Annotated in this window: 26 protein-coding genes and 1 tRNA gene; 19 read left to right on the top strand and 8 right to left on the bottom strand. The window is 64.0% G+C overall.

The genetic code is table 11. The features are described from left to right. Positions 1-16: 16 nt before the first annotated feature. Positions 17-1,255, bottom strand: coding sequence for a potassium channel family protein (locus tag AUR64_RS03465; protein WP_058580556.1), 1,239 nt, complete (start codon positions 1,253-1,255; stop codon positions 17-19). Positions 1,256-1,372: 117 nt separating this feature from the next. Between AUR64_RS03465 and citZ the strand changes: the two genes are divergently transcribed. The 5 genes from citZ to AUR64_RS03440 all read left to right on the top strand — a co-directional run bounded on the left by citZ (position 1,373) and on the right by AUR64_RS03440 (position 7,650). Beyond that, positions 1,373-2,512, top strand: coding sequence for a citrate synthase (gene citZ, locus AUR64_RS03460; protein ID WP_058580555.1), 1,140 nt, complete (start codon positions 1,373-1,375; stop codon positions 2,510-2,512). Between the two features lie 97 nt (positions 2,513-2,609). Further along, entirely contained in the window at positions 2,610-2,993 is a 384-nt protein-coding gene (locus AUR64_RS03455; protein WP_058580554.1) for a hypothetical protein, read from the top strand. A gap of 102 nt (positions 2,994-3,095) precedes the next feature. Continuing rightward, a complete protein-coding gene (locus AUR64_RS03450) occupies positions 3,096-3,338 on the top strand; it encodes a hypothetical protein (RefSeq protein ID WP_058580553.1) in 243 nt (80 codons plus the stop codon). Between the two features lie 184 nt (positions 3,339-3,522). After that, on the top strand, positions 3,523-7,236 hold the full coding sequence (locus tag AUR64_RS03445) for a PAS domain S-box protein (RefSeq protein WP_058580552.1): 3,714 nt from the start codon (positions 3,523-3,525) through the stop codon (positions 7,234-7,236). Positions 7,237-7,371: 135 nt separating this feature from the next. Further along, positions 7,372-7,650, top strand: a complete 279-nt coding sequence (locus tag AUR64_RS03440) for a HalOD1 output domain-containing protein (protein ID WP_058580551.1) — start codon at positions 7,372-7,374, stop codon at positions 7,648-7,650. Between the two features lie 25 nt (positions 7,651-7,675). Here AUR64_RS03440 and AUR64_RS03435 read toward each other — a convergent pair whose 3' ends face one another. Then, complete coding sequence (locus AUR64_RS03435; protein ID WP_240479575.1) at positions 7,676-9,049, bottom strand: MATE family efflux transporter; 1,374 nt, start codon at positions 9,047-9,049, stop codon at positions 7,676-7,678. 95 nt (positions 9,050-9,144) lie between these two features. Between AUR64_RS03435 and AUR64_RS03430 the strand changes: the two genes are divergently transcribed. Together AUR64_RS03430 and ilvA are read left to right on the top strand one after the other, a co-directional pair. Next, positions 9,145-9,591, top strand: coding sequence for a gamma-glutamylcyclotransferase family protein (locus tag AUR64_RS03430; protein ID WP_058580549.1), 447 nt, complete (start codon positions 9,145-9,147; stop codon positions 9,589-9,591). A gap of 232 nt (positions 9,592-9,823) precedes the next feature. Continuing rightward, entirely contained in the window at positions 9,824-11,035 is a 1,212-nt protein-coding gene (gene ilvA / locus AUR64_RS03425; protein WP_058580548.1) for a threonine ammonia-lyase, read from the top strand. Positions 11,036-11,071: 36 nt separating this feature from the next. On the opposite strand, the gene AUR64_RS03420 is transcribed toward ilvA, so the two are convergent. Continuing rightward, complete coding sequence (locus AUR64_RS03420; RefSeq protein ID WP_058580547.1) at positions 11,072-11,443, bottom strand: hypothetical protein; 372 nt, start codon at positions 11,441-11,443, stop codon at positions 11,072-11,074. A 90-nt stretch (positions 11,444-11,533) separates the two neighbouring features. On the opposite strand from AUR64_RS03420, the gene AUR64_RS03415 reads away from it, so the two are divergent. After that, positions 11,534-11,914, top strand: coding sequence for a Rid family detoxifying hydrolase (locus tag AUR64_RS03415; RefSeq protein ID WP_058580546.1), 381 nt, complete (start codon positions 11,534-11,536; stop codon positions 11,912-11,914). Further along, entirely contained in the window at positions 11,911-12,108 is a 198-nt protein-coding gene (locus AUR64_RS03410; protein WP_058580545.1) for a hypothetical protein, read from the top strand. The genes AUR64_RS03415 and AUR64_RS03410 overlap by 4 nt, the downstream gene beginning before the upstream one ends. A 23-nt stretch (positions 12,109-12,131) precedes the next feature. Here the strand turns inward: AUR64_RS03410 and AUR64_RS03405 are convergent, their stop codons facing one another. Next, positions 12,132-12,371 (bottom strand): hypothetical protein, encoded by a 240-nt coding sequence (locus tag AUR64_RS03405; RefSeq protein ID WP_058580544.1) that lies wholly within the window; start codon positions 12,369-12,371, stop codon positions 12,132-12,134. An 89-nt stretch (positions 12,372-12,460) separates the two neighbouring features. On the opposite strand from AUR64_RS03405, the gene AUR64_RS03400 reads away from it, so the two are divergent. The 7 genes from AUR64_RS03400 (at position 12,461) to AUR64_RS03370 (ending at position 17,777) form a co-directional block, all read left to right on the top strand. Further along, positions 12,461-12,541 (top strand) — tRNA-Ser (locus AUR64_RS03400). Between the two features lie 235 nt (positions 12,542-12,776). Then, on the top strand, positions 12,777-12,962 hold the full coding sequence (locus tag AUR64_RS03395) for a hypothetical protein (protein WP_058580845.1): 186 nt from the start codon (positions 12,777-12,779) through the stop codon (positions 12,960-12,962). A gap of 306 nt (positions 12,963-13,268) precedes the next feature. Further along, complete coding sequence (gene thsB / locus AUR64_RS03390; RefSeq protein ID WP_058580844.1) at positions 13,269-14,906, top strand: thermosome subunit beta; 1,638 nt, start codon at positions 13,269-13,271, stop codon at positions 14,904-14,906. Positions 14,907-15,143: 237 nt separating this feature from the next. Beyond that, positions 15,144-16,079, top strand: coding sequence for a hypothetical protein (locus AUR64_RS03385; protein ID WP_058580543.1), 936 nt, complete (start codon positions 15,144-15,146; stop codon positions 16,077-16,079). Between the two features lie 26 nt (positions 16,080-16,105). Further along, positions 16,106-17,098: an ornithine cyclodeaminase family protein gene (locus AUR64_RS03380; RefSeq protein WP_058580542.1), complete on the top strand. Its 993-nt coding sequence runs from the start codon at positions 16,106-16,108 to the stop codon at positions 17,096-17,098. A 108-nt stretch (positions 17,099-17,206) separates the two neighbouring features. Further along, positions 17,207-17,464, top strand: a complete 258-nt coding sequence (locus tag AUR64_RS03375) for a hypothetical protein (protein WP_058580541.1) — start codon at positions 17,207-17,209, stop codon at positions 17,462-17,464. Positions 17,465-17,525: 61 nt separating this feature from the next. Next, positions 17,526-17,777, top strand: a complete 252-nt coding sequence (locus AUR64_RS03370; protein WP_058580540.1) for a hypothetical protein — start codon at positions 17,526-17,528, stop codon at positions 17,775-17,777. Between the two features lie 32 nt (positions 17,778-17,809). Here AUR64_RS03370 and AUR64_RS03365 read toward each other — a convergent pair whose 3' ends face one another. Then, positions 17,810-18,043 (bottom strand): DUF7535 family protein, encoded by a 234-nt coding sequence (locus AUR64_RS03365; protein ID WP_058580539.1) that lies wholly within the window; start codon positions 18,041-18,043, stop codon positions 17,810-17,812. Positions 18,044-18,173: 130 nt separating this feature from the next. Then, positions 18,174-19,631, bottom strand: a complete 1,458-nt coding sequence (locus AUR64_RS03360) for a short-chain fatty acid transporter (RefSeq protein WP_082230565.1) — start codon at positions 19,629-19,631, stop codon at positions 18,174-18,176. Positions 19,632-19,842: 211 nt separating this feature from the next. Between AUR64_RS03360 and AUR64_RS03355 the strand changes: the two genes are divergently transcribed. The 3 genes from AUR64_RS03355 (at position 19,843) to AUR64_RS03345 (ending at position 22,389) form a co-directional block, all read left to right on the top strand. Continuing rightward, positions 19,843-21,006: a thiolase domain-containing protein gene (locus AUR64_RS03355; RefSeq protein WP_058580537.1), complete on the top strand. Its 1,164-nt coding sequence runs from the start codon at positions 19,843-19,845 to the stop codon at positions 21,004-21,006. Beyond that, positions 20,999-21,349 (top strand): Zn-ribbon domain-containing OB-fold protein, encoded by a 351-nt coding sequence (locus AUR64_RS03350; protein ID WP_058580536.1) that lies wholly within the window; start codon positions 20,999-21,001, stop codon positions 21,347-21,349. The genes AUR64_RS03355 and AUR64_RS03350 overlap by 8 nt, the downstream gene beginning before the upstream one ends. A gap of 77 nt (positions 21,350-21,426) precedes the next feature. Then, on the top strand, positions 21,427-22,389 hold the full coding sequence (locus AUR64_RS03345; RefSeq protein WP_058580535.1) for an NADPH:quinone reductase: 963 nt from the start codon (positions 21,427-21,429) through the stop codon (positions 22,387-22,389). A gap of 34 nt (positions 22,390-22,423) precedes the next feature. On the opposite strand, the gene AUR64_RS03340 is transcribed toward AUR64_RS03345, so the two are convergent. Further along, complete coding sequence (locus tag AUR64_RS03340; RefSeq protein WP_058580534.1) at positions 22,424-22,705, bottom strand: hypothetical protein; 282 nt, start codon at positions 22,703-22,705, stop codon at positions 22,424-22,426. Positions 22,706-22,832: 127 nt separating this feature from the next. Next, complete coding sequence (locus tag AUR64_RS03335) at positions 22,833-24,506, bottom strand: acyl-CoA synthetase (protein WP_058580533.1); 1,674 nt, start codon at positions 24,504-24,506, stop codon at positions 22,833-22,835. Between the last annotated feature and the right edge of the window lie 116 nt (positions 24,507-24,622).

The following is a 24,622-nucleotide window of genomic DNA, read 5'->3' as shown; positions in this document are numbered from 1 at the left end:
CAGAAACGTGGGCCGACTACTCGAACTCTCGGGGGTCGCCCGCCAGTTCGCTGAGTCGTTCGGCCCCTGCGCGAGTCCCCTTGGCGATGATGACGTCGCCGGCGTGCAGTTCCGTCGTCGGTCCCGGGGAGACGACCCACTCGCCGCCGTTTCCGTCCGCCGCGGAGTCGGGGCGACGAACGGCGATGACCCGCATTCCGGTCTCGGTTTTCACCATGCGTTCGGCGAGGGTCGCGTCCGCGAGCGTACTCCCGTCGCCGACGGCGAGACGGACGATAATCTCGTCGGACTCCTCGACGGCGGCGGCGACGACCGGGTGGGTGTCCAACCCTCTGAGAACACCTTCGCTGATTTCGAGGGCGGCGTCGCTTATCTCCTCGGTGGCGGTGGCGAGGTGGACGAGACCACGAAGCGAGATGGGGTCTTCGACGCGCGCGGCGGCGCGAAGCACCCACGCCTCGAAACGCGACTGCAGGGCGTCGACTTCGGCTTCGAGTTCGTGGACCTCCTCGGCGACACCCTCGCTGTCGAACAGCACCGCGCCGTAGGCGAGGTCGACGGCGAGTTCGCTCATGTTCTTCATCAGCACGATGGAGTCGACGGCGCGACCCAAGTCGTCGATGGTCGGGTCCGGGGCGTCCGGTGTTTCGTACGGTTCGCCCGTCGCCGTCTCGTACACCGTTTCGAGTCCTTCCGACCGGCCTCTGAGGATGACCACGTCACCGGCGTGCAGCGTCGCGTCCGGGCCGGGGTTCGTCAACCACCCCGTCTTGCCCGTCGGGTGCGCCTGCCGGATGGCGATAACGCGGACGCCGGTCTCGGTCTCCATGTTTATCTCTTCGAGGGTCCGCCCATCGTAGGGCGTGTCGTCGGCGAGTTCCGCGCGGACGACCACCTCGACGGCCTCCGGGAGTGCCGCGCGCATCGCCTCCGGCAGGCCGATATCTTCGAGGACGATTTTGGCGATGTCGCCGGCGGCGTCGGCGATTTTCTCCGCCGCGCCGACGACGCCGAGAACGGGTGCAAGCGCCTCGGCGTCCTCCGTGCTGCGCGCGGACATCAGGAGGCTCATGCGGGCTTTGAGTTGGAGAATGTCCATCTGCTCTTCGAGCGTCAACACCTCGGCGGCGAGGGGGTCGCTCCCGTGCAACACGGCGGAGTACGAGAGGTCGATGAGCAGTTCGGCGGTGTCTTTCATCTCCGAGAGCACCGCTTTCACGCTCACGGGTTCGTACTTGACCTCTCCGGGGTCCATGCCGGAGCGTTCTCGGTCTGACGGCAAAAGGATTGAGGGGTTGGTCGGGCTTTCGCTCCCGGTTGGCAGGGCGGGAAACGGCAACGCTTTTTTGAAAGGGTCATGAACCTTCGTGACATGGCAGACGAGCTAAAGCGGGGGCTTGAAGGCGTTCTAGTCGCCGAATCCGAACTCAGTCATATCGACGGTGACGCGGGCCGTCTCATCTATCGCGGCTACACCATCGAAGACCTCGCGCGCAACGCGAGCTACGAGGAAGTGCTTTATCTGCTGTGGCACGGCGACCTCCCCACACGCGAGGAACTCGACTCGTTCTCGTCGTCGATGGCCGAGGAACGCCACCTCGAAGCCGGTGCGTACGACGAAATCCGCGAACTCGCCGAACAGGACGAGGAACCGATGGCGGCGCTGCGAACCGTCGTCTCCTCCTTCTCGGCGTACGACCCCGACAGCGACGTCGAGGACGTCACCGACGAGGACGTCAACGCCCGCAAGGGCCGGCGCATCACGGCGAAGATTCCGACCGCACTGGCGGCGTTCAACCGCCTCCGCAACGGCGAGGAACCGGTCGAACCGCGCGAGGACCTCGGTCACGCGGCGAACTTCCTCTACATGCTCAACGACGAGGAACCCGACGAGGTGCTCGCGGAGACGTTCGACATGGCGCTCGTGCTCCACGTCGACCACGGCCTGAACGCCTCGACGTTCTCGGCGATGGTCACCGCGTCGACGCTCGCGGAACTGCACAGCGCTATCACGAGCGCAGTCGGGACGCTCTCGGGCAGTCTCCACGGCGGCGCGAACGCCAACGTGATGAAGATGCTCAAAGAGGTCGACGACAGCGACAGCGACCCGACCGAGTGGGTGAAGAACGCACTCGACGAGGGTCGCCGCGTGCCCGGGTTCGGCCACCGCGTCTACAACGTCAAAGACCCGCGCGCGAAGATTCTCGGCGAGAAATCCGAGGAACTCGGCGAGGCGGCAGGCGACACGAAGTGGTACGAGATGAGCGTCGCCATCGAGGAGTACATCGGTGAGGAGAAAGGCCTCGCGCCGAACGTCGACTTCTACTCCGCCTCCACGTACTACCAGATGGGCATCCCCATCGACATCTACACGCCCATCTTCGCGCTCTCGCGCGTCGGCGGCTGGATAGCCCACGTTCTCGAACAGTACGACGACAACCGACTCATCCGTCCGCGCGCCCGCTACGTCGGCGACGAGGACAACGAGTGGGTCGATATCGACGAGCGGTAGAGCAACTGAGTTTTGGCGGGCGAGAACCCGCCGTATTTTCTGACCGTCTCGTGTTCGCTACTGACGTTTTACCACCGGTGTCGACGTACTGTGTGGTATGGCGACTCGTAACACGCTCGGCTACCTCCCGGCGCTCGCCGCAGTGGCGTTTCTCGCAGGCACCCTCTGGGTCGCGTGGACCGACCACATCCCGTTGAGCGTCGAAGCGGTCACACTCGGCGGCGGGGTTGGCCTCTCCGTCGTGGTGGCGTTTCGGCGCATCGTCCGCCGCGCGAACGAGACGACGGGGCCGCTCGACCCGCCGCACCCGCGGGCGTACGCCGAGCGAATGGTCGGGTTGAACGTGCTCGCACTCGCAGTCTATCGTCTCCTTCCACTGACGGTGCTTCGCGGTGGGATTCCACTGTTGGTCGGCGGGACCGGCGCGTATCTCACGCTCGCCGCACTCGAAACGGTCGGGCGTCGCGTCGTACCTCGCTGACGGCGAGCGCGTCCGCTGACGTATCGTGCATCTACCGTCCGCTGGAACTGAATACCACCGAGCCACAAGGGTTTTACACGCTAGCGGCTTACGCGGCGCTGCATGGCACAACGACGCGTCGACACCGACGAGATGAAGCAGCGAGCGAAAGTTCGAGCCAAGGCCGAAGCCGACAAACAGGCGGACGTACTCCGCTCTCGACTCGGCGAACTCGCCGTCGAGGCCGCAGAGGAGTACTTCCCCAAACAGTACCAGCAGCGTCGCCGCGAAGACATGGCGAAGGCGTTCGCCGCGGGCGTCGCGGTTGGTGTGCTGTCGCGCTGGGCGTTCAAACGGCAGCGGTAACGTCGGCGACTGCTCTTCGTTTCTTTTGGTCCTCGTCGCTCGGCCACCAGCCCCGGGTCCGGCGTTTTTATCACCACTCGTGTAAGACTGTCGTGCTGTCCACTGCGGGATACTAACCCATCACGGAGAATGTAATATCGTCCACACACAGCGTTTTTGTCCCAGGAGCGAGGACAGATATCCGATGGACGACAGGGCCGCTGTGGCGACGGAGGTGCAGTTCCGTACGTTACTCGAGTGTGCCGAGGGTGTTGCGGTGTTCGTTCTGAACGCCGAGGGACGGGTCGTGTCGTGGAACGACGGTGCAGCGCGGATAACGGGTCACAGCAGAGACGAGGTTCTCGAACAGCCGTTTTCGACGTTCTACCGGTCGAACGAAGAAAACGAAACACCGGCGGCACTGTGTGCGACCGCGAGGCGTGAGGGTCGTGCCGAATCGGTCGGACGGTCCCGCGGGGACGACGGACACCCGCTGGAACTGGAAGTTCGACCCACGGAGGCCGGAACAAGAAACGAGTTCGTCGCCGTTCTTCGCAGCACGGGGTCGGAGTACTCGGTCCGAAACGCAGACGGCGACGGGTCGGGCCACGAGACAGCCCTCGAAGCGGACGTCTCGCTCGACTACCCGGAGTCCGACGTCCGTGCGGACGAATCGGCTGTCGAACCCGACCCCGGGGGACACGCCGAGGGCGCAAACGGAGGGCTCGACCCCAGTTGCGACGAACGTGACCGACGGGCCGTCGAGTCGGATATCTCCACCGGACTGTTCGAGGTGGCAGAGGAGGCGCTGTATCGACTCGACACCGACGGGCGGTTCGTCACCGTCTCCGAGGGTGTCGCGTCGATAACCGGGTACAGCCAAGAGACGCTGCTCGGCAAACACGCCTCGCATCTGTTCGACGCCGAAACGGTCGATAGACTTCACCCGCTCGGTGAATCGGCCGGTCGAACCGGCGTCGCCGAGAACCGAACGACGACAGCTACGCTGGAGACGGCGACCGACGCGACACTCGAGTGTGAGGTTCGCAGTCGAGTAATCGGCTCGGACGAGCGAGTCCGCGGGAGTGTCGGGGTTATCGAGAGCGTCTCCGAACGTGTCGGCGGTACGTCGACGCCCGAACACCAGCGCAAGGTCGTCCAGCGTCTGCTCGACACCGCGCCGGTCGCACTCGCAGTGAGAGACAGCCAGACAGGGGTAACACTTGGTAACGCACGAGGGCGAGAACTGTTCGGTCTCGTCGCCGAGAACGGCCCGGAGACGTCCGAACAGCCGGTTCGGTTCTTCGACGCCGACGACGACCCGATACCGGTCGACGACCGGCCGAGCGTTCGCGCAGAGCGGACGCTCGAACCGGTGTACGGCGAGGAACTGGTGGTCGAACGAACCGCCGAGAACCGTCGGTCGTTTCTCGTCGACGCGGTCCCCGTCAGAAACGAAGCGGGCGAACTCAGCCACGTCGTCGCTGCTGCCGAGGACATCACCGAGCAGAAACAACAGACCGAGCGACTGCGACGGCAACGACGACAGCTCCGAACCGAACTCAGCGAGGTGCATGGACGTGTAACCGACGCGGTGTTCGCACTCGACACCGAGTGGCGGTTCACGTACGTCAACGACACCGGCGAGGAACTGCTCCAGCGAAGCGAAGCGGAACTCATCGGCGAGTCGGTGTGGGAGGCGTTTCCCGAGGCCGTCGGCACGACGTTCGAGTCGGAGTACCGAGAACTGATGGACCGGGAAGGGTCGACGACGTTCGTCGAGTACTTCGCGCCGCTCTCGAAGTGGTTCGAGGTTCGGGCGTACTCCTCGGAGACTGGTGTCTCGGTGTACTTTCGAGACGTGACCGAGCAGTGTCGCAGAGAGCAGGAACTCGAACAGTACGAAGCGATAGTGGAGACGGTGGACGACGCGGTGTACGTCGTCGACGACGACGCTCGCTTCACGCTGGTGAACGACGCGTTCGTCTCGCTCGTCGGTTACTCCCGCTCGGAACTGCTCGGCACGAAAAGCGAGTTGCTTCGCGCCGACGACATCGGCGAGACGGTCGAGATGCTAACGCAGGAGCAACTCGACGGTGAGCGAGGGAAAGCGACCGTCGAGAGCAGGATTCGGCGGCGCGACGGAACCGTGTTCCCGGCGGCGACGACGATTACGCCGTTCCCGAGCGACGGTGGTGGGTACGGACGAGTCGGTGTCGTCCGCGACATCACAGAACACAGAGAACGCGAACAGCAACTCGAATCGCTCTCGGAGGCGACCGGGCGACTGCTGAACGCGGACTCTCCCGAGGAAATCGCCGCTATCACTGTCGAGGCGGCCGAAACCGCGCTCGACGGGTCGTTCGTCTCCGTCTCGCTGTACGACGAGGAAAGCGGCGCACTTCGGCCACAGACTCGGTCGCCGGGCGACGAGCGTTTCGTCGACATCGAACAGCTACTCGATCCGGATACGGAGCTCGCGTGGCAAGTGTACGCCGACGACGACCCGTCGGTGTTTCGCGGCGTCGAGGCCATCGACGACGAGACAGCGTCGTTCGACGTCGTCGTCTACCCGCTCGGACGACACGGCGTGTTCATCTTCGGCGAGAGCGACGCCCCCGAGACCACGAACTTCGCGCGGATTCTCGCGGCGAACACCGAGTCGGCGTTGGACCGTGCCGACAGGGAGGCGCGTCTCGTCGACCAGCAGAACCAACTCCGCGAGCAGAACCAGACGCTCGGACGCCTCAACCGAGTCAACGACGTCACCCGTCAGATTCTACAGACGCTCGTCGACGCGACCTCTCGAACGGAGATAGAGCGGTCGGTGTGCGAACAGTTGACGACCACCGGACCGTACCGGTTCGCTTGGGTCGGAAGCCACAGCATCGTCGACGACACCGTCGCCCCGCGGACGTCCGCCGGATTCGACAGCGGCTATCTCGCTAGACTTCGAGAACTGACCGACCCGTCGCATCCGTCGGTACGAGCGGCCGAAGGAATCGACCCCGTCGTCGTCGACAACTTACACGACGACCCCCCGTTCGACCCTTGGCGGAGCGAGGCGTTGAAACGCGGCTATCAGTCGCTCATCTGTCTCCCGCTTCGGTACCGCGGGACGTCGTACGGCGTACTCTGCGTGTACGCCGACCGGCCGAACGTGTTCGACGAGATGGAGCGCTCCGTGCTGCGCGAACTGAGCAACACGGCAGCGTACGCTATCAACGCAGCAGAGAGCAAGCGCAGTCTCGTCGGTGACTCCGACGTCGAACTCGAACTCACAGTCGAAGACGACTCCAGTTCGTATCTTCGCGCGAGCGAAGAGTTAGACTGTACTCTCACGCTCGACGACCTGCTCACACCGGAAGAAGACGGGCTACAGGCAATCTTCACCGCACGCGGGGCCGATGCGGATTCGGTGGTCGCGTTCATGAACCAACAACTGGACGTCGGAAAACCTCGCCTCATCGACGAATCGGAAGCCGAGAGCGTGTGCGAGTGTACGGTCGGCGTCGAACACATCTTTCAGGTGTTCGTCGACCACGGCGTCGTCCCTCGGGAGTTCGACGCGAGCGACGGTGTCGGCTCCGTCACCGTCACCGTCTCCGAGCAGTTCGACGTCCGAGCGTTCGTCGAGATGTTGCGGGCGAAGTACGACCACGTCGAACTGACTGCCCGTCGGGAGCAGCCGAAAGGCTCGACGACGCTCGGTGAGGTACGCACCGAACTCAGCGAACAGCTCACCGACCGACAACGAGAGGCGCTGAAAACGGCACTCGTCAACGGTTTCTTCGAGTCGCCTCGGACGAGCGGCGAGCGGGAGATTGCCGAACGGTTGGGAATCGCCCAATCGACTCTCAACGGCCACCTCCGGGCCGGACAGCGGAAGATACTGGAGTTGCTCTACCGCGAAGATTGAGAGGCGACCTATCAGTATCGCCCCCGGAGATTCGAGAACCGATGTGGATAGTGAAACGTCCCATGAGGTTGGACCGTTTATAATCTACCGAGAATGTCAGAGGCAGTAACTAAATGGGCGACAGCCACCCGTCCAGTGTCTATCACTGCAGTCGAAGCCGTCGCCGAGTGTCGAAACACGACCCCGTTAGAACTCGAACGGCCGCTCATCGAAGTCATCGACCCGGACGCGCTCGACAACCTGTTCGACGGAAGTCACCGAAGAGCCGACGCCGATGGTCTGTATCTCACCGTGTTCGGGTTCTGTGAGTGCGAGGTCACCGTCTACGACAACGGGCGTGTCGTCGCCAGACGAACCGACGACGGATTGAGAGCGACGATGTCGAACGACGCGAAACCGACACTACGCCGCTGATTTTCAGCCCGAACGGCCGCCGCCATCAGCCATCAGCGACGCTTCCGCGCTCGTCCATCATGCGTGCGGCCCGACTCGCCCAGTCGCTGCGGCGGAAACTCCACGCAACGACGAGCGCCATCCAGAGGTAGCTCAGGCCGATACCGAGATACGCGCCGACCGGCCCGTATCCGAGAACCTCGCCGACCAGCCACGAGACGCCGAGGAAGAACCCGAGCATCCCGCTGGCACGCGCGAGAAACGGTGTTCGCGTCTCGCTTGCGCCCTGCAGCGCCCCCGAGAGCGCGACGAAGACGGCGAGGACAGCGCCCGAAAGTCCGTACACCCGAGCGAAGTTCGTTGCGTAGTAGACCGTCTCGGGGTCGTCGGAGAACAACCGGACGAACCACCCCGCGCCGACGACGAGAAGAACGCCGACGACGCCGACGGTGACGACGCCGAGCGCCGCGACGGCCCAGCCTTCGAATCTGGCTCTGTCGGGGTCGGCGTCGCCGAGCGCCTGCCCGACGACGACACTCGCGGCGACGCTGTAGCCGCGCGAGAGCGGGCCGGTCACCTGTTGGTACATCCGGCGGCCGATTTGGAAGCCGGCGTTGACGGCGGTACCGAAGCCCAAGAGAAGAGAGTTGAACGGGAACTCCGCGAGCGTAGCGACGAACCCTTCGGCGATGCGAGGCGTGCTGACCTCGACGAGTTGGCGGGCGATGACCAAATCGCGGGGCCGGGCGAACGACGCGTCGCTCCACGAACTCCACATCGCAAGCAAGAGAAGCGACGCCGTCACGACGTTGGCAGCGGCGGTAGCGACGCCGACGCCGACGACGCGCAGTTCCGGGAAACCAAAGAGACCGAGACCGAGAACGACGGTGCCGGAGATGTTGAGCGCGTTGGCGAACACGTTGATGTACATCGGAGTCCGCGTGTCGCCGGTGCCCTGCAGCGAGCGCGCGCCGATGAGTGCGACGTGGCGTGCGGGCGCGGTGGCGAAGATGAGCGCGAGATACTGTCCGCCGAGCTGTGCGACTCGGTCGGACGCGCCGAGTATCGAAATCGCCCACTCGCCGAAGAAGAGGCCGAACAGCGCGAACGGAATCCCGGCCAGAATGCCCATCAACAGCGCCTGCGTGATGGCCTCGTCGCGGTTCGCCGTCGACCCGCTGCCGGTGTCCTGACTCGACAGCGCGATGGCCCCGCCGCCGAGGCCGAGACCGATTCGTAACGGAAAGCGCGCGTAGAGGTCCGCGAGGCCGATAGCGACGACGGCCGCCGGCGAGAACAGCGCCGTCACGATGACGTCCGTCGTCCGCATCAGCGTCCGAAACGTCTGCTCGGCCATCACCGGCCACGCCAAGGAGAGCACCCGCCGCCAGACCGGTCGGAGTCGCCGCCACAGACTCACGGTCGGCCCTCGTCGTCTCCGCGCATACGGGAACGAAGGTGCAATCGGTGTTACACCCCCCGAAGGGGGAAGTGGCTGCCGGTACTCTCTGTACCATGGACGTTTTCGTCTACGGGACGCTCACCGACCCCGCGCGCGTCGCCGAGTTGGTCGACTCGTACGTCTTCGTCGGCCCCGCTCGGCTCGCCGGCCTCCACCCCGTCTCCGGTCGCTATCCGACGCTCGCACCCGGCGGCGAAGTGGCGGGGCGATTGCTGCGAACCGACGACGTGGATGCGTTAGACCGCTACGAGGGCGTCGACGCCGGTCTGTACGTCCGCGTCGACGTACCGCGAGTCGCGGTAAGCGAAGGTACGACGGAGAGTGACAAAAAGTCAGAAAGTGGGGAGAACGACCGCCTCGACGACGTCGCGGTGTACGTCGGCGACCCCGCCCGTCTCGACAGCGACGAACCGATTTCGTGGCCGGGGGAGGGGCCACTCGAAGCACGAATCCGGCGATACGTTGCGGACGAAGACGTGGTTGTTCACGAACTTGAGTGATGGTTTCAGAGGCGTAACAATTTGATATTTCATCTACACATTCGGGTGACAGACGGGTGGCCGACAGGCGTCTGACGGTCGAGAGAAGTCGACGCAGTCTTGCACTTTCACTTTCACTCCGCGTGCCTGACGTTTATATAGGCACCCCGCCTACGAGAGGTTGCACGTCACACGTGCATTCCCCTTTCCCCTAAGGATAAACGATTAACAACCACCGATAGGTATCTCCGGTATGCTCTCTCTGTCGGACGTTCTGGCGGCCCGCGAACGCGTCAACGAAGTTGCACGGCACACGCCACTAGAGTACTCGCACACGTATTCGGACATGACCGGCGCGGACGTCCACCTGAAACTGGAGAACTTCCAGCGGACGGGGTCGTTCAAGATACGCGGCGCGACGAACCGCATCGTCACGCTCTCGGAAGCCGAAAAGGCCGCCGGCGTCGTCACCGCGAGCGCCGGTAACCACGCCCAAGGTGTCGCACTCGCGGCGACGCGCGCGGGCGTGAACTCGAAAATCGTGATGCCGAAGCACGCGCCCATCTCGAAGGTGAAAGCGACCGAACGGTACGGTGGCGAGGTGGTACTGTCGGGCGCGGACTACAACGACGCGCAGACGACGGCCCACGAGATAGAGGAAGCCGAAGACCGGACGTACGTCCACGCGTTCGACGACGAGTACGTGATGGCCGGTCAAGGGACGATTGGACTCGAAATCGTCGAGGACTGCCCGAACCTCGACACCGTCGTCGTCCCCATCGGCGGCGGTGGACTCATCTCCGGTATCGCCACCGCGGTGAAAGCCAAAAAGCCCGACGTGCGCGTCATCGGCGTCCAAGCCGAAGGCGCGTCGAGCGTCGCCGACTCTCTGCAGAAAGGCGAGATTCACCAGCTAGACAGCGTCGAAACCATCGCCGACGGCATCGCCACACGAAACGTCGGAACGGCCCCGTTCGAGGTCATCCGCGAACACGTCGACGAGGTCGTCACCGTCTCCGACGAGGAGATTGCCGTCGCGCTGATGTACCTGCTCGAACGCAGCAAGACGCTCGTCGAGGGCGCGGGGGCGGTGGCGCTCGCTGCACTGCTTTCGGACACCTTCGACTACGAGGAGGGAGAGACTATCGTCCCGGCGCTGTGCGGCGGCAACATCGACCTCAACACCCTCACCACCGTGATTCTCCGAGGGTTGGTCGAAACCGGTCGCTACCTGAAGATTCGGACCGTGCTCAAAGACCGCCCGGGGTCGCTCGAAGACCTCATCCACGTCGTCGCCGAGCAGCAGGCGAACATCTACGCCATCCGCCACGACCGGACCTCCCGCGACATCGGGATGAGCGATACCGAGGTGGAACTCGACTTGGAGATGCGCGGCCCCGACCACGTCGACGCGTTGCTCGCCGAGATTCGGGAGCGAGGCTACGAAGTCGAAGTGCTCGTCTGAGTTGCGGATGCTGAGGCTGTTCTAAACTCACCGCCGTTACGGGGACTGTTCGACAACCGACCGGACGGCGAGAGCGAGCGAGACGACGACAGCGACGGCGAGAACGGTCTCGAATCCGAGCAGTGGCCGCGTCGGCGGCACCGCGTAGCGAAGCGCCCCGAGTGCGGCGACCGAGTAGCCGAAGCCAGCGATAAACTCGACGAGTCGGCGACGACCGGGCGCGAACGAACCGTAACGGCGGTTCGTCGCGACTCCCGCGACAACCGCAGCGACGAAACCCACGGGAATCCCCACGAGAACGGAGAACGCGAGCGTCGACGACGCGAGTTCGATGACGAGCGTAGCCACCACCAAGAACGCCGAAAGCGCGACGCCGGCAGCGACGAGCGCAGAACGGGAGATATTCACGAGGAGACGTATCGCCGTTGGAGACGATGAAGCTACGTCTGCCTCGCCGGGTCCCCGCGTATTAAGTCGTCGCCCCGCGACGCCCCGAGCATGAAGCGAATCATCAGCACGGACGACGCGCCCGCGGCAGTCGGCGCGTACAGTCAGGCGACGACCAACGGTTCCATCCTCTTCACCGCGGGCCAGATTCCGCTGACGCCGGACGGCGATCTCCTCGACGACGCCGACATCGCCACGCAGACCGAGCAGTCGCTCGACAACGTGATGGCGATTCTCGACGCCGAAGACGCCGACGCGGGCGACATCCTGAAGATGACCGTGTTCCTCAGCGACATCGACGACTTCGACGAGATGAACGAGACCTACGCGACGTACTTCGACGACGAACCGCCGGCACGCAGCGCCGTGGAAGTCGCCAACCTCCCGAAAGGCGTCGGCGTCGAAATCGAAGCCATCGCGTCGCTGGAGTGAACCGACGCGTCAAGTCGAGTCTCCTGTGGGGCGCTGTCGGCGTGTTCGCCTTTCTGGCGCTCGCACAGGGGTACGTCCTCGTCGCCGGCCCGTTACCGGTCGGCTTTCTCGGGCGTATCGGTATCGCACTCGTCGTCGGCGCGGTGGCTGCGGGCGTCTCCTACGCGACAGAACTGCGGTTGCTCGCGCGATGAGCGCGCGGTGAGTGTCCGCCGAGTTAGATGTCCTCTCGAAGGCGAATCTCGCCTTCGCTCACCGTCTCGATGTACTCGCCATCGACAGCCAAGTCGTCGGTATCGGCGTCTTCACGGCCGAAGACGGCCAGAATTGCGTCGGTGATACCCGGGTCGGGGTCGACGTACGCGACATTTCGTTCGACGGCTTTCACGAGGCCGAGTTTCTCGCCTACGGCGTCGACCAGTACTTTCCCTTCGTCTTCGGTGGTGAGCGTTGCCATCGTCGGGATTTCGGGCCGTGGTACCGTAGTGCTGTCGGGCGATGCGAAAGGAAGGGTTTAAACGAGACACGGGCCAAATCCCGATGCGAGCCAGGATGGCCGAGTGGTAAGGCGCACGCCTGGAAAGCGTGTTCCCTCTGGGATCCAGGGTTCAAATCCCTGTCCTGGCGTTTTCCGACGAACAATACCGCGAGCACTGCATAGCGAGTGCGACCGTTTCGGGTCGTTCGAATCCCTGTTGTGGTGTTTTGTAGTACAACACTCCGCAGCAACGCGTCTCACCGCTCGACGAGCAGTGAACAACTCAGGCAGGACTGACACGCACCCACATACTAGTTGCAGAAAAGACACGACAGCTGTCATAGGGAAAAGTTGATACGGGTGGCAGACATTCACAAACACGAAATGCCTGACACGAAAAGCGGCCGCGAGAGAAAGGGCAGAAACAAGCGTGCGCAACTGGAGCACCACCTCGCCCGACGCGAGGTACGGACGCTTGACGTGGACGACGAACCAGAAATCTACGACGAGGTAGAGGAACTCGACGAGGACGTCCTCAACCTCTACGCGTCGAACGGTAGAAACCAGTAGACGGCCCCCGTTACCGCTTTTTTGAGAATCGACCAACCGACCGACGAGCGACGCGTCTCCTCGTCGGACCGTCGGCGTCCCCGAGATTCAGTATATAAAGAGCGGATTTTCCGGGAGAAAAGACGGCTCACCGTTCGTGTTAGCACAAAACACGATTCGCTAACATAAGGCCCACATACGGGTGTTTGCCGCACGTGTGTGCCGTACTCTGTCGTGTTCCTTGTTACCAGCCACACAAAACTCTTTTATAGAAGCACAAACAATCCCGGGATGACTATGAGCCAGCGAATGCAACAGGGTCAGCCGATGATAATTCTCGGAGAGGATTCCCAGCGCGTCAAGGACCAAGACGCGCAGGCGTACAACATTCGCGCCGCCCGTGCGGTAGCGGAGGCCGTCCGCTCCACACTCGGCCCGAAAGGGATGGACAAGATGCTCGTCGACTCGATGGGCGACGTCACCGTCACGAACGACGGCGTCACCATCCTCAAAGAGATGGACATCGACAACCCGACGGCCGAGATGATTATCGAAGTCGCCGAAACGCAGGAAGACGAGGCCGGAGACGGAACGACGACGGCCGTCGCAATCGCGGGCGAACTCCTCAAAAACGCCGAAGACCTCCTCGAACAGGACATCCACCCGACGGCGGTCATCAAGGGCTACAACCTCGCCAGCGAGAAAGCCCGTGAGGAAGTCGACAACATCGCCGAACGCGTCGAACCCGACGACGAAGAACTGCTGAAGAAGGTCGCCGAAACCTCGATGACGGGCAAGGGCGCGGAACTCAACAAAGACGTGCTCGCGGACCTCGTCGTCGGCGCGGTCCAGCAGGTCACCGTCGAAGCCAACGACGGCTCGCACGTCGTCGACATGGAGAACGTCAAAATCGAGACGCAGACCGGTCGCTCCGCCGGCGAGTCCGAACTGCTCCACGGCGCGGTCATCAACAAAGACCCCGTTCACGACGACATGCCCGTCGAGTTCGACGAGGCCGACGTTCTGCTGCTCAACGAACCCGTCGAAGTCGAGGAGACCGGCGTCGACACGAACGTCTCCATCGACAGCCCCGACCAACTCCAGCAGTTCCTCGACCAAGAGGAAGAACAGCTGAAAAAGAAGGTCGACCAAATCGTCGACTCCGGTGCCGACGTCGTGTTCTGCCAGAAAGGCATCGACGACCTCGCCCAGCACTACCTCGCCAAGCAGGGCGTGCTGGCGGTTCGCCGGACGAAGAAGTCCGACATCGAGTTCCTCAAGAACGTCGTCGGCGGCAGCGTCGTCACCGACCTCGACGACGTCAGCGACGCCGACCTCGGGTTCGGTTCGGTCCGCCGCGACGACGAGGACGAACTGTTCTACGTCGAGGGTGAGGACGCCCACGGCGTCACGCTCCTGCTCCGCGGTTCGACCGACCACGTCGTCGACGAACTCGAACGCGGCATCCACGACGCGCTCGACGTCGTCGCCACCACCGTCTCCGACGGCCGCGTGCTCGCCGGCGGCGGCGCTATCGAAGTCGAACTCGCCTCGCGTCTCCGCGACTACGCCGACTCCGTCTCCGGGCGCGAACAGCTCGCCGTCGAGGCGTTCGCCGACGCGCTCGAACTCGTCCCGCGCGTACTCGCCGAGAACGCCGGTCTCGACGCCATCGACACGCTCGTCGACCTCCGCGCGGCCCACGAGGACGGCGACGTCCGCGCCGGCCTGAACGCGTTCACCGGCGACGTCGAGGACACGTTCGAGGCAGGCATCGTCGAACCCGCACACGCCAAAGAGCAGGCGCTCTCGTCTGCTACCGAGGCCGCGAACCTCGTGCTCAAGATAGACGACATCATCGCCGCAGGCGACCTCTCGACCGGCGGCAACGACGACGAGGAAGGCGGCGCACCCGGCGGCATGGGTGGCATGGGCGGCATGGGCGGTATGGGCGGCGCGATGTAACACGACCTTTTACGCTACACTCGGGCGGCAACGCCGCCCTCGTTCGGTAAAAGCTCGAACAAAAACACTCGTCGCTCACTCCGCTTCGCTCCGTTCGCTCCTCGGCCCGCTCGGACCTGACGGCCCTCGCGGTGAGCGAGAGTGCATCGCCACCTACCGCCTGTCGCATCGGCGTTCGACCGACTCTCGAATTTTTCAGACACAAGACAGATACTGGATTCCCGAGTAGCGGCAGCCATGCCCTCCAGACGTGCAGTCGTCGCTGCCGGCTTGGTCGCTCTCTCCGGGTGCTCGACTGCTTCAACTGACGAGGGGGAAACCGGTGAGAACCAACAGACCGAATCTCGGTCGAATCGGACGACGACCGACGGAGAAGCCGAGAGTGCGACGCCGATGCAGGGATTTCACATCGGTGAGACGGCAGACATCGACGGCGCTTCCGTCACCGTGTCGGCGATAACCGCACAGGAGTCGGTCTACGTCACCCGAATCGACTCGATGGACGTTCGCACCGCTCACTCGGCGCGATTCGTCTTCGCGTCGGTAACAGTCGAAACCGAGTCACCGTTCCCGGTATCGCGGTTCAGCCTCGTCGACGCCGATGGGCACACCAGCGAGTACACCGATTTCGGGAACCGTCCCGGCTACTCAGTCGTCCCCGATAGCGGACCGCACCAACTGCTCGACGCCGATGGGCCGGACGGCTGGGTCGGATTCTCCGTCCCGGCACCGTACGACGGTGACGAACTCCGACTGACGGCGACCGCGGGTGACGAGACGGCGACGTGGAATCCCCCCGATGAACTCGCGGAAACGCTTCGCGCGCCACTACCGACCTTCGAGTACGCCGAGGTCGAGATAGCCGAAACCGCGCCGCTCGACGGCTTCTTCGAGATGTCTGTTACCGTCCGGAATACGAGCGAGACGGACGGAACGTTTCGCGGAAGTCCGAACGTCGACGAGATGCTGTACGGTCCGTTTTCGCTGTCCGTTCCGGCCGGGTCGGAGAAAAGATGGACGACCGAGATGCGAACGTCGGAGTACGCCGACGAGGACGGCGACGAAATCGAACTTTCGCTGTACAGTCCATTGGAGGCAGTCGAACGGACCGTCACTGCCGAGGCCTCGGAGTCGTCGGCCGCGCCAACTCCGTCGAAGCTTAGGAGTAACTAAATAGGCCCTCCGCAAAATTTGCGCGCATGAAGACGCTGCTCCTCAACAGCGAGGACGTACACCACAACGCTCGGATGCCGGAACTCATCCGGGCCATCGAGGACGCCTTCGCCGCCTACGAACGCGGCGACGCCCAGATGCCGCCGAAATCCTACATCGACCTCCCGCAGTACAACGGCGACTTCCGGTCGATGCCGGCCTACTTGGAGGCGAAGGACTGGGACGCTGCCGGTATCAAGTGGGTGAACGTCCACACCGACAACCCCGGCGACCACGACCTGCCGACGGTCATGGGGACGATGATTTACTCGGACCCCGAGACGGCGTTCCCGCTGGCCATCATGGACGGCACCGAACTGACGATGCAGCGCACCGGCGCGGCCGCCGCCGTCGCCACCGACCACCTCGCCGTCGAAGACGCTACGTCGATGGGTATCGTCGGCGCGGGCGTCCAATCGTACACGCAACTGCGCGCCATCTCGCAGATTCGACCCATCGAAGAAGTCGTCGTCTCCGACCTCGACGAGGACCGCGTCGCGCGCTTCCTCGACACCTTCGAAGACGAGTTCGATATCCGCGCGGGCAGCATCGAAGAAGCCGCCTCCTGCGACGTGCTCTCGACGGTGACGCCCGTCGAGTCGCCTATCGTTCCCCGCGACGCCGTCGGCGACCACACCCACATCAACGCGATGGGTGCCGACGCCGAAGGTAAACACGAACTCGCCGACGACGTGCTTCTCGACGCCAAACTCGTCATCGACGACTACGACCAGACGACCCACTCCGGTGAAATCAACGTCCCCTACAACGCGGGCGTCCTCGACGACGACGACATCTACGGCCAGATTGGTGAAATCGTCGTCGGCAAGCGGGAGGGCCGCACCGCAGACGATGGAATCACCGTCTTCGACTCGACGGGACTGGCGATTCAGGACGTCGCCGCCGCCCACGTCGTCTACGAACACGCCGACGAGAACGACAACGGCTACCCGTTCGACCTGCTCGGTCTCGACGGCTAAGCCGGCACCGCAGTACCTGTTATCGGTACGGCGTCCGGACTCGACTTCGGCTTGGGTTTCGGCTTCGGACAGTATTTTTCACCGACGGGCGTGTAGTCTAAACTACCAATGGCGACTGAATCGAGCCTTCCGTCCGGCAGACCGCACGGCGGCCTCGGGCCACTCCGACTGTTGCTGGTAACGTTGCTCGTTCCGGTAACGGTGGCGAGCATCGTCTATCGGCATGCTTCATCGAACGATGCAGAACGGCCGCTGGTTTGGGCTGGTGCGACGTTCTTCGCCGGACTCACCGATATGGGGGTCGGCAGTATCATCGTCGGACTGCTGTACTTCGCCGTTCGGAAGGAGCGAACGGACGGCGCGTGAAGAGACGACCTCGACTCGGTACGTCGTGACTTACTTTATCAACGGCCAGTGACTGGTTCGCATGAACGCTCTCGCCAGTTCGGTGCTCCAACTTCCCGGCGGGCCGGACATCGGAATCACCCTCCTCATCGGGCTTTTACCGCCGCTCTGTGTCGCCGTTCTGCTGTATTTCGGAACGACGTGGCTGCGAGTCGGAGCGACCGAACACCCACTCGCGTGGAGTCTCACGGCGTTCTTCGCCGGGGTCGCAAACGTCGGACTCGGCAGTGTCGTGGTCGTCGTACTCTACGGCTACCTAACGGTCACCGAGTAGTCGGTCGGTTCGCTACTCCGAACCGGTCGGCACTACTCGGCGTCCGTCTCGTCGCTCCCTCTGCGTCGCTCGGCACGCTCCAACACGCGCGTGAGCAGCCAGACGATAATCATGAACGGCAGCAGCGGTACGATAAGAATCACCAGCAACAGCGCGTACGTCAGGCCGATAACGTTCATCTCGGTGTCCGGGTGGCTCGTGTACCCCGGCGTCACCGTGCGGTAGGCTTTCGTCATCAGCCCCGGCGTCTCGTCGTCGGAACTCATGGGAGAACGTACGTCGTCTGTCGGATTAAGCGTTAGTCACCCGACGAGTCGGAGCGTCACAGACGGCAACGTCTCTCGACGTTCGAGAGGGAAAAACGGAACCGAAAACGGATGCGCGTCGGGTCGATGATTACGCGCCGATGCCCATACCGAGGAACAGCGTCATCGTGATGGCCATGATGACGAAGCCGGCGACCATGGCGACAGTGGTGTAGCCGAGGATGTCGCGGGCGCGCAGTTGCGCCAGTGCGAGTGCCGGAACGGCCCAGAACGGCTGAATCATGTTCGTCAGCTGGTCACCCATCATCTCGATGACGACGGCGGTGTACAGCGGCATGCCGAGTTCTCTCGTCGTTTCGAGGAGAATCGGCCCCTGTGCGACCCACTGACCGCCGCCGGAGGGGACGAACACGTTGACGATACCCGCGCTGATGAGACCGAGCACCGGCCAGGTCAGCGGCGTGGCGATTTCGGCGAAGAAGCTCGCAATGGTTGCGGCGAGCGCGGTGCCGGTGAGCAACCCTGCGATACCCGCGTAGAACGGGAACTGGAACAGGATACCGGCGACGTTCTTCACGCTCTTGTCCATCTGGTTGACGATGCGCTTCGGCGTCACCCACAGCACGATGGCACAGAAGATGAAGAACGCGTTGATGGTGTTGAGGTTGATCGCGCCGAGGCCGCTCTGAACGACGTCCGAGAGGAAGTAGTACGCCGGGAACAGCGCGATAATTAAGCCGAGAATCCGCGAATCGTTGAGTCGGTCGGCCACGGTGACACGTGACTGTCCGGCCGCGGCGGCGTCGGCGGGAGTAGCGACACCACCGTCGGTGGCGACACCGGAGTCCGGCGCGTCGTCTTTCGCCTGCAGACCGGTTGCAATCTCGTCGTAGACGTTCTCCGGCAGTTCGGTGATGTCTTCGGTGCCTTTCGGGTGGAGACTCCCCATCACGACGGGGATGACCGCGAGCAGGAGCACGACGGTGACGATGTTGGTCAGACTGCCGATGGTCTCACCGAGCGGGATACCGCCCTGTGCGTACTCGGGGAACGTCGACGGAATGGCGGCGGGGTCGGCCATGATGAGGCCGCTCGACGTGGTGATGCCGGAGTGCCAAATCATGAGCGCCGTGTAGCCGGCGGCGATGAGAAGCGGGTAGTGAAGCTTCAGTCCCTTCTCCTTGCCACGGAACGCGACCTGTCGGGCGATGACTGCGCCGACGATGAGGCCGATTGCCCACGAGATGAGGCCCGCGACCATTGCGACGAAGGAAGTCAGTGCGACGGCCGAAAACTGAGAGTTGGGAAGCCCAGCGATGCGGCGTAAGAGCCGTGATACCGCCGGTGACTTGGCGATGGCGTCACCGACCATCAGGGTGAGTGCGAACTGGGCCATGAACACCAGCAATGTCCAAACTCCGCCGAACCAGGCGTCCATGACGCCTGTCGGCGAAGTCCCCACCAACAACGCCCCAATCGCGGCGATGAAGGTGAGGAGGATGACGAGTACGTACGGGTCAGGTACGTACTCCATTGCAATATCTGCGAACCATTCGCCGAGTCGTTTTACTGGATCAGTGAATCCCATGCGCTACAATCCCGAATGAATAATTCATACATAATGGTTTGCTATGTTATCGCATCACATCCAACAGAAATTTGAGAGAAGGATAAGTGCACTACTGGTACAGTCACTATTTGCCACCGGAGGCCGTGTTCGAGAGCTACTCGCTTCGGTTTCGCTGCGTCGCTCTCCGCCGACGTGATGCTTAAGGGCCGGGCCCACGGACACTGCGCCGATGAATGGCGTGTGTGTGGTTGGCATGGGTACGACCGAGTTCGGCGTCCACGAGGAGGGCATCGCCGAACTCGGCGTGACGGCGGTCGGACGAGCGCTTCGGTCCAGTGGCGTCGACAGAGACGACGTCGACGCGCTGTATCTGGGCAACTTCGTCGCAGGGATGTTGGAAGGTCAGGAGACGCTCGCCCCACTCGTCGCCGACAGCGTCGGCCTCACGGGGATTCCGACGATGAAAACCGAAGGTGCCTGCGCGAGTTCGGGTATCGCGTTCAGACAGGCGTATCAGGCGATTCGAACGGGCATCCACGACGTGGTCGTCGTCACCGGCGTCGAGCGGATGACCAACGCCGAAACGCCGGAGTTCACCCGTGCGCTCGGGAGCGCCGCCGACCACGGAACCGACGGCGCGACGGGACTGACGTTTCCGGGTTTCTACGGTCTCGTGCTCGACCGGTACATGCACGAGTACGGCGCGACCCGCGAACAGGTCGCCGCCGTCTCGGTGAAGAACAGAGAGAACGGCGCGTCGAATCCGCGGGCGCGCTTTCGCTCGCCCGTGACCGTCGACGACGTCGTCGATTCCCGACTCGTCGCCGACCCGCTTCGCCTCTACGACTGCTGTCCGGCCGCCGACGGCGGGGCCGCCGTCGTGCTCGCGTCCGCCGATGTCGCCGAGTCGTTCACCGACAGGCCGATTTCGGTGCTCGGCAGCGGGCACGCGACGGGCCGAAGCGCCGCCTACCGCTACGACGACCTGACGACGCTCGAAGCGACGACGCTCGCCGCCGAGGAGGCGTACGAGACGGCGGAACTCTCGCCGGACGACGTCGACGTGGTCGAACTCCACGACTGTTTTTCGGCGGCTGAAATCGGCGACTCCGAGGACCTCGGTTTCTTCGAGAAAGGCGAGGGCGCAACGGCTGTCGCGGAGGGCCGAACCGCCGTCGACGGCGAGATACCCATCAACCCGAGCGGTGGGTTGCTCTCGAAAGGTCACCCCGTCGGGGCGACGGGCATCGGACAGATTTACGAGGTGTGTCTCCAGTTGCTCGGCGACCACGAGAATCAAGTCGACGACGCGGAGGTCGGACTGGCGCACAACCTCGGCGGCAGCGGCGCGGTGAGCACCGTCACCGTCCTCGGAGGGCCGTCGCATGTCTGAGTTCGACTCCGACTCCGAACCGTCACAGTTCCCGGCGACGCGCTGTGCGGACTGTGGCGCACTGTACGGCCACGAGGCGTTCGTCTGCCGCGAGTGTAGCTCCGAGGAGTTCGAGGACGCGCCGCTCGACGGGTCCGGGACGGTGTACGCGCGGACGACGATTCGCGTACCCGGCTCAGACCAACAGGGCGAAGAACCGTTCGAGGTGGCCGTCGTCGACGTCGGCGGCGCGGAGTCCGTGCGGGTGACCGCTCGAATCGAGGACAACCCCGAAGTCGGTCCCGAGGACCCGGTGGAGTTCGTCGAACGACGGGACGGGGTCTTCTACTTCGAGGCGGTGTAGTCGCAAGGGGAGGAAATCGAGGCCGAATCCCCGTTCCCGGGGGTCGCATTTTTCTCTCCCCGAGTCAATAGCCGCTCATGCGTGCCATACGGTACCACGAACACGGCGACCCGGACGTGCTCCGCGTCGACGAGGTGGAGAAGCCGATTCCGAGCGACGGCGAGATTCGAATCGAAGTGAAGGCCGCGGGCGTCAACCCCGTCGATACGTACTTCCGCGACGGGTCGTACCAGCCGTTCACGCTCCCGATGGTCCCCGGCGTCGACTTCGCGGGCGTCGTCGACGAGGTGGGGTCGGAAGTCACCGAGTTCGACGCCGGCAACCGAGTGTTCGGCACCGGCCTCGGCAACGACCGCTACGGGGGGACGGCGGAGTACGTCACCGCGCCGACCGACCGCGTTGCCCACCTCTCCGACGGCGTCTCGTTCGTCGAAGCGGGGGCGGCGGGCGTCGCCGCCGTCACGGCGTGGCGCGCTATCGTCGACCACGCGGCGCTCGAACCCGCCGAATACTGTCTCATCCACGGCGGCAGCGGCGGCGTCGGCCACGCCGCAGTTCAGATTGCGGCCGCGTCGGGCGCTCGTGTCGTCACGACGGCGAGCGAACAGTATCACGACACGCTGTCGGACCTCGGTGCGCGGACGACGCTCGACTACCGCCGCGACGACCTCCAGTCGGCGGTGGTCGAAGCGACCGAGGGCGGCCCGAACGTCGTCGTCGACCACATGCTCGAACGCTACCTGCAGTTCGACTGCGACGTCGCCGCGCCGTACGCTCGCATCGTCCTCTTCCGGAATCGGCATCTGGAGGCGGGGTTCACGAACGTCCCCGCCGCCGGCGGCAAGGAACTGCAGTTTCACCTGATGAGCATGTACAACGCGCCGCGACTGGCCGACCCGCTCTCGCGCGTCGACAGACTCCTCGCGGACGACTTGCTCCGGGTCGACGTCGCCGGCGAGTATGGCTTCGACGAGGTGGCGGAGGCCCACAGACGGGTCCGAGAGGAGAGTTTTCTGGGGAAACTGGTCGTCGTTCCCTGAACGGTCGTCAGTGGTCACCGACGGGTACTGCCGGTTACGACCTATCGCGGCGACCCCTGTAGAAGTAGACGAGAACGGCGACCGGAACTGCGGCGACGAGCGCGTAATGCCACTCGTTGGCGAAGACGGGCGGAGCCCAGTAAAGGAGGACGGCAACGTACCCGACGAGAGCGCCGAGGACCATGCCGCCCTTCGCATCGCCGAGATACTCCGCGACGCTACCGACGACGACGAAGAAGACGAGTGCGAGCAGTGCAACGGCTATCTCGTCGGCCGAGGAGAGAAAACCGTGACCGGGGTCGAAGAAACTCGCCATCAGTCTCGCTCTCCCGTCCCGGTCGGTATCGGGTCGGGCGTTCCCGAACGACAGTTCATAGACGAACTACGACGGCTGAGATAGTGAACGTTCACCGAGTCGGTGGGACTGTCCACCGGCGACGACGCTACTCGCGGAGTTCTACGCGCCGAATCTTCCCGCTGGAGGTTTTCGGCAACTCGTCGAGGAACTCCACTTCTCTGGGGTAGGCGTGTTTGGCGAGTCGCTCGCGGACGAACTCCCGAATCGACGCGGCCAGTTCGTCGTCGTGAGCGATTCCATCCGTGGTGACGACGTACGCCTTCACCAGTTCGCCGCGTTTCTCGTCCGGAACGCCGACGACGGCCGCCTCCGCGACGGCCTCGTGTTCGAGCAGCGTACTCTCCACCTCGAACGGGCCGATTCGGTAGCCCGACGAGAGGATGACGTCGTCGGCGCGGCCGACGAACCAGAGGTAGTCGTCGCCGTCGCGTTCGGCGGCGTCGCCGGTCAGAAACAGTTCTTTGTCCTCACCTTCGACCCACGCCGCCGCGGTCTTCTCCGGTTCGTTCCAGTAGCCGCCGAAGTACGTCGACTCGCCGCAGGCGACGGCGAGTTCGCCGACTTCCTCCGGTTCGGTCTCCGCGCCAGTCTCCGGGTCGACGACGCGCACGTCGAACCCCGGTAGCGGGCGGCCCATGCTCCCCGGTTTGACCGCCATCTCGCAGGCGTGGTGGTTGCCGGCGACCATCCCGCACTCGGTGACGCCGTAGTGGTCGTACACCGTCACGCCGAGTTCCTCGTCGAACCAGCGCATCACCTCCGGGTTCAGCGGTTCGCCCGCACTGTTTCCTTTCCGCAGCGAGAGGTCGTACGACTCGTGGGCGTCGCCGGCGGCCACGAGGCCCCGATACGCGGTCGGACTCGTGGCGAGACTCGTCACGTCGTAGCGCTCCATCACGGCGTACCACGCCTCGGGGTCGAACTCGCCTTCGTACACGACGTTCGGGACGCCCATGCTCACGGGCGCGATACCCGCCGTCAACAGCCCGTACATCCATCCGGGGTCGGCCGCACCCCACACCGTCTCGTCGTCGCCGAGGTCCATCGAACACTCCAGATACGGGTAGAGTGCCGCCAGCACGCGATGTGTGAGTTCGCAGCCTTTGGGTGGACCGGTTGTTCCGCTCGTGTACTCCAGCGTACAGAGGTCGTCCGCCGATGTCTCTGCTGTGTCGTACTCCGTCGACTGCTCACCGACGAGCGTCCTGTAGTCGATGTCGTCGCCGGAGACACCCCTGTCGCCGACGCTCGCGTCAGCGCCGTTTACCTCGCCACTCACGCGGTCGATGACGACGACGTTCTCGATACCTATCTCGTCCTCGACGGCGGCGATGTTTTCTCGATACTCGGTCGTCGTGACCACGGTCTTCACGCCCGCGTCGGCCGCACGAACCGAGATGGCGTCCGGTCCGAAGGCGGTGAACAGCGGGACGTACACCGCGCCGCGTCGCCAGATTCCCAAGAACGTCGGATACAGTTCTGGAAGACGAGGAACGAGCGTCGCCACCGGTTCGCCGCGTTCGACGCCCAGCGATTCGAGGGCGTTGGCTACCTGTGCGCTCTGTGCGTCGAGGTCGGCGTACGTCAGCGTCTCGCGTTCGCCCTCGGCGGCGCCCTCCCAGTAGACGGCCGGCCCGCGGCCGACGTGCCGACAGACCGTCTCGTGGGCGACGTTGAACCGCTCGGGAGCGTCCCAGTCGAACCCGTCCCACACTCGGTCCCACGAGAAGGAATCGCGGAGTTCCTCGTAGGAGGTCATCGGTCTGTCCCCCGGTCGGTCGTCTCGGGCGTGCCGGTCGTGGTTACCGCCCCCGGTCGCCCGACCATGCGTTGTGTGCTCATACCATGCCGATTCGAACAGGAGCACATAAACTT

This window comes from Haloprofundus marisrubri (assembly GCF_001469955.1).
Taxonomy (GTDB): Archaea; Halobacteriota; Halobacteria; order Halobacteriales; family Haloferacaceae; genus Haloprofundus; species Haloprofundus marisrubri.
The sequence above is the reverse complement of the archived record's forward strand: the minus strand, read 5'-3'. Positions and strand labels throughout refer to the sequence as shown.

Excerpts from the sequence above, each read along its gene's own strand:
- AUR64_RS03455 (WP_058580554.1), top strand. The coding sequence starts at position 2,610 with ATGGCGACTCGTAACACGCTCGGCTACCTCCCGGCGCTCGCCGCAGTG.
- AUR64_RS03360 (WP_082230565.1), bottom strand. The coding sequence starts at position 19,631 with ATGGGATTCACTGATCCAGTAAAACGACTCGGCGAATGGTTCGCAGAT.
- ilvA (WP_058580548.1), top strand. The coding sequence starts at position 9,824 with ATGCTCTCTCTGTCGGACGTTCTGGCGGCCCGCGAACGCGTCAACGAA.
- thsB (WP_058580844.1), top strand. The coding sequence starts at position 13,269 with ATGATAATTCTCGGAGAGGATTCCCAGCGCGTCAAGGACCAAGACGCG.
- AUR64_RS03375 (WP_058580541.1), top strand. The coding sequence starts at position 17,207 with ATGGCGACTGAATCGAGCCTTCCGTCCGGCAGACCGCACGGCGGCCTC.
- AUR64_RS03430 (WP_058580549.1), top strand. The coding sequence starts at position 9,145 with ATGGACGTTTTCGTCTACGGGACGCTCACCGACCCCGCGCGCGTCGCC.
- AUR64_RS03365 (WP_058580539.1), bottom strand. The coding sequence starts at position 18,043 with ATGAGTTCCGACGACGAGACGCCGGGGCTGATGACGAAAGCCTACCGC.
- AUR64_RS03445 (WP_058580552.1), top strand. The coding sequence starts at position 3,523 with ATGGACGACAGGGCCGCTGTGGCGACGGAGGTGCAGTTCCGTACGTTA.
- AUR64_RS03345 (WP_058580535.1), top strand. The coding sequence starts at position 21,427 with ATGCGTGCCATACGGTACCACGAACACGGCGACCCGGACGTGCTCCGC.
- AUR64_RS03465 (WP_058580556.1), bottom strand. The coding sequence starts at position 1,255 with ATGGACCCCGGAGAGGTCAAGTACGAACCCGTGAGCGTGAAAGCGGTG.
- AUR64_RS03355 (WP_058580537.1), top strand. The coding sequence starts at position 19,843 with ATGAATGGCGTGTGTGTGGTTGGCATGGGTACGACCGAGTTCGGCGTC.
- AUR64_RS03385 (WP_058580543.1), top strand. The coding sequence starts at position 15,144 with ATGCCCTCCAGACGTGCAGTCGTCGCTGCCGGCTTGGTCGCTCTCTCC.
- AUR64_RS03335 (WP_058580533.1), bottom strand. The coding sequence starts at position 24,506 with ATGACCTCCTACGAGGAACTCCGCGATTCCTTCTCGTGGGACCGAGTG.
- AUR64_RS03415 (WP_058580546.1), top strand. The coding sequence starts at position 11,534 with ATGAAGCGAATCATCAGCACGGACGACGCGCCCGCGGCAGTCGGCGCG.
- AUR64_RS03380 (WP_058580542.1), top strand. The coding sequence starts at position 16,106 with ATGAAGACGCTGCTCCTCAACAGCGAGGACGTACACCACAACGCTCGG.
- AUR64_RS03405 (WP_058580544.1), bottom strand. The coding sequence starts at position 12,371 with ATGGCAACGCTCACCACCGAAGACGAAGGGAAAGTACTGGTCGACGCC.
- AUR64_RS03450 (WP_058580553.1), top strand. The coding sequence starts at position 3,096 with ATGGCACAACGACGCGTCGACACCGACGAGATGAAGCAGCGAGCGAAA.
- AUR64_RS03395 (WP_058580845.1), top strand. The coding sequence starts at position 12,777 with ATGCCTGACACGAAAAGCGGCCGCGAGAGAAAGGGCAGAAACAAGCGT.
- citZ (WP_058580555.1), top strand. The coding sequence starts at position 1,373 with ATGGCAGACGAGCTAAAGCGGGGGCTTGAAGGCGTTCTAGTCGCCGAA.
- AUR64_RS03370 (WP_058580540.1), top strand. The coding sequence starts at position 17,526 with ATGAACGCTCTCGCCAGTTCGGTGCTCCAACTTCCCGGCGGGCCGGAC.
- AUR64_RS03350 (WP_058580536.1), top strand. The coding sequence starts at position 20,999 with ATGTCTGAGTTCGACTCCGACTCCGAACCGTCACAGTTCCCGGCGACG.
- AUR64_RS03340 (WP_058580534.1), bottom strand. The coding sequence starts at position 22,705 with ATGGCGAGTTTCTTCGACCCCGGTCACGGTTTTCTCTCCTCGGCCGAC.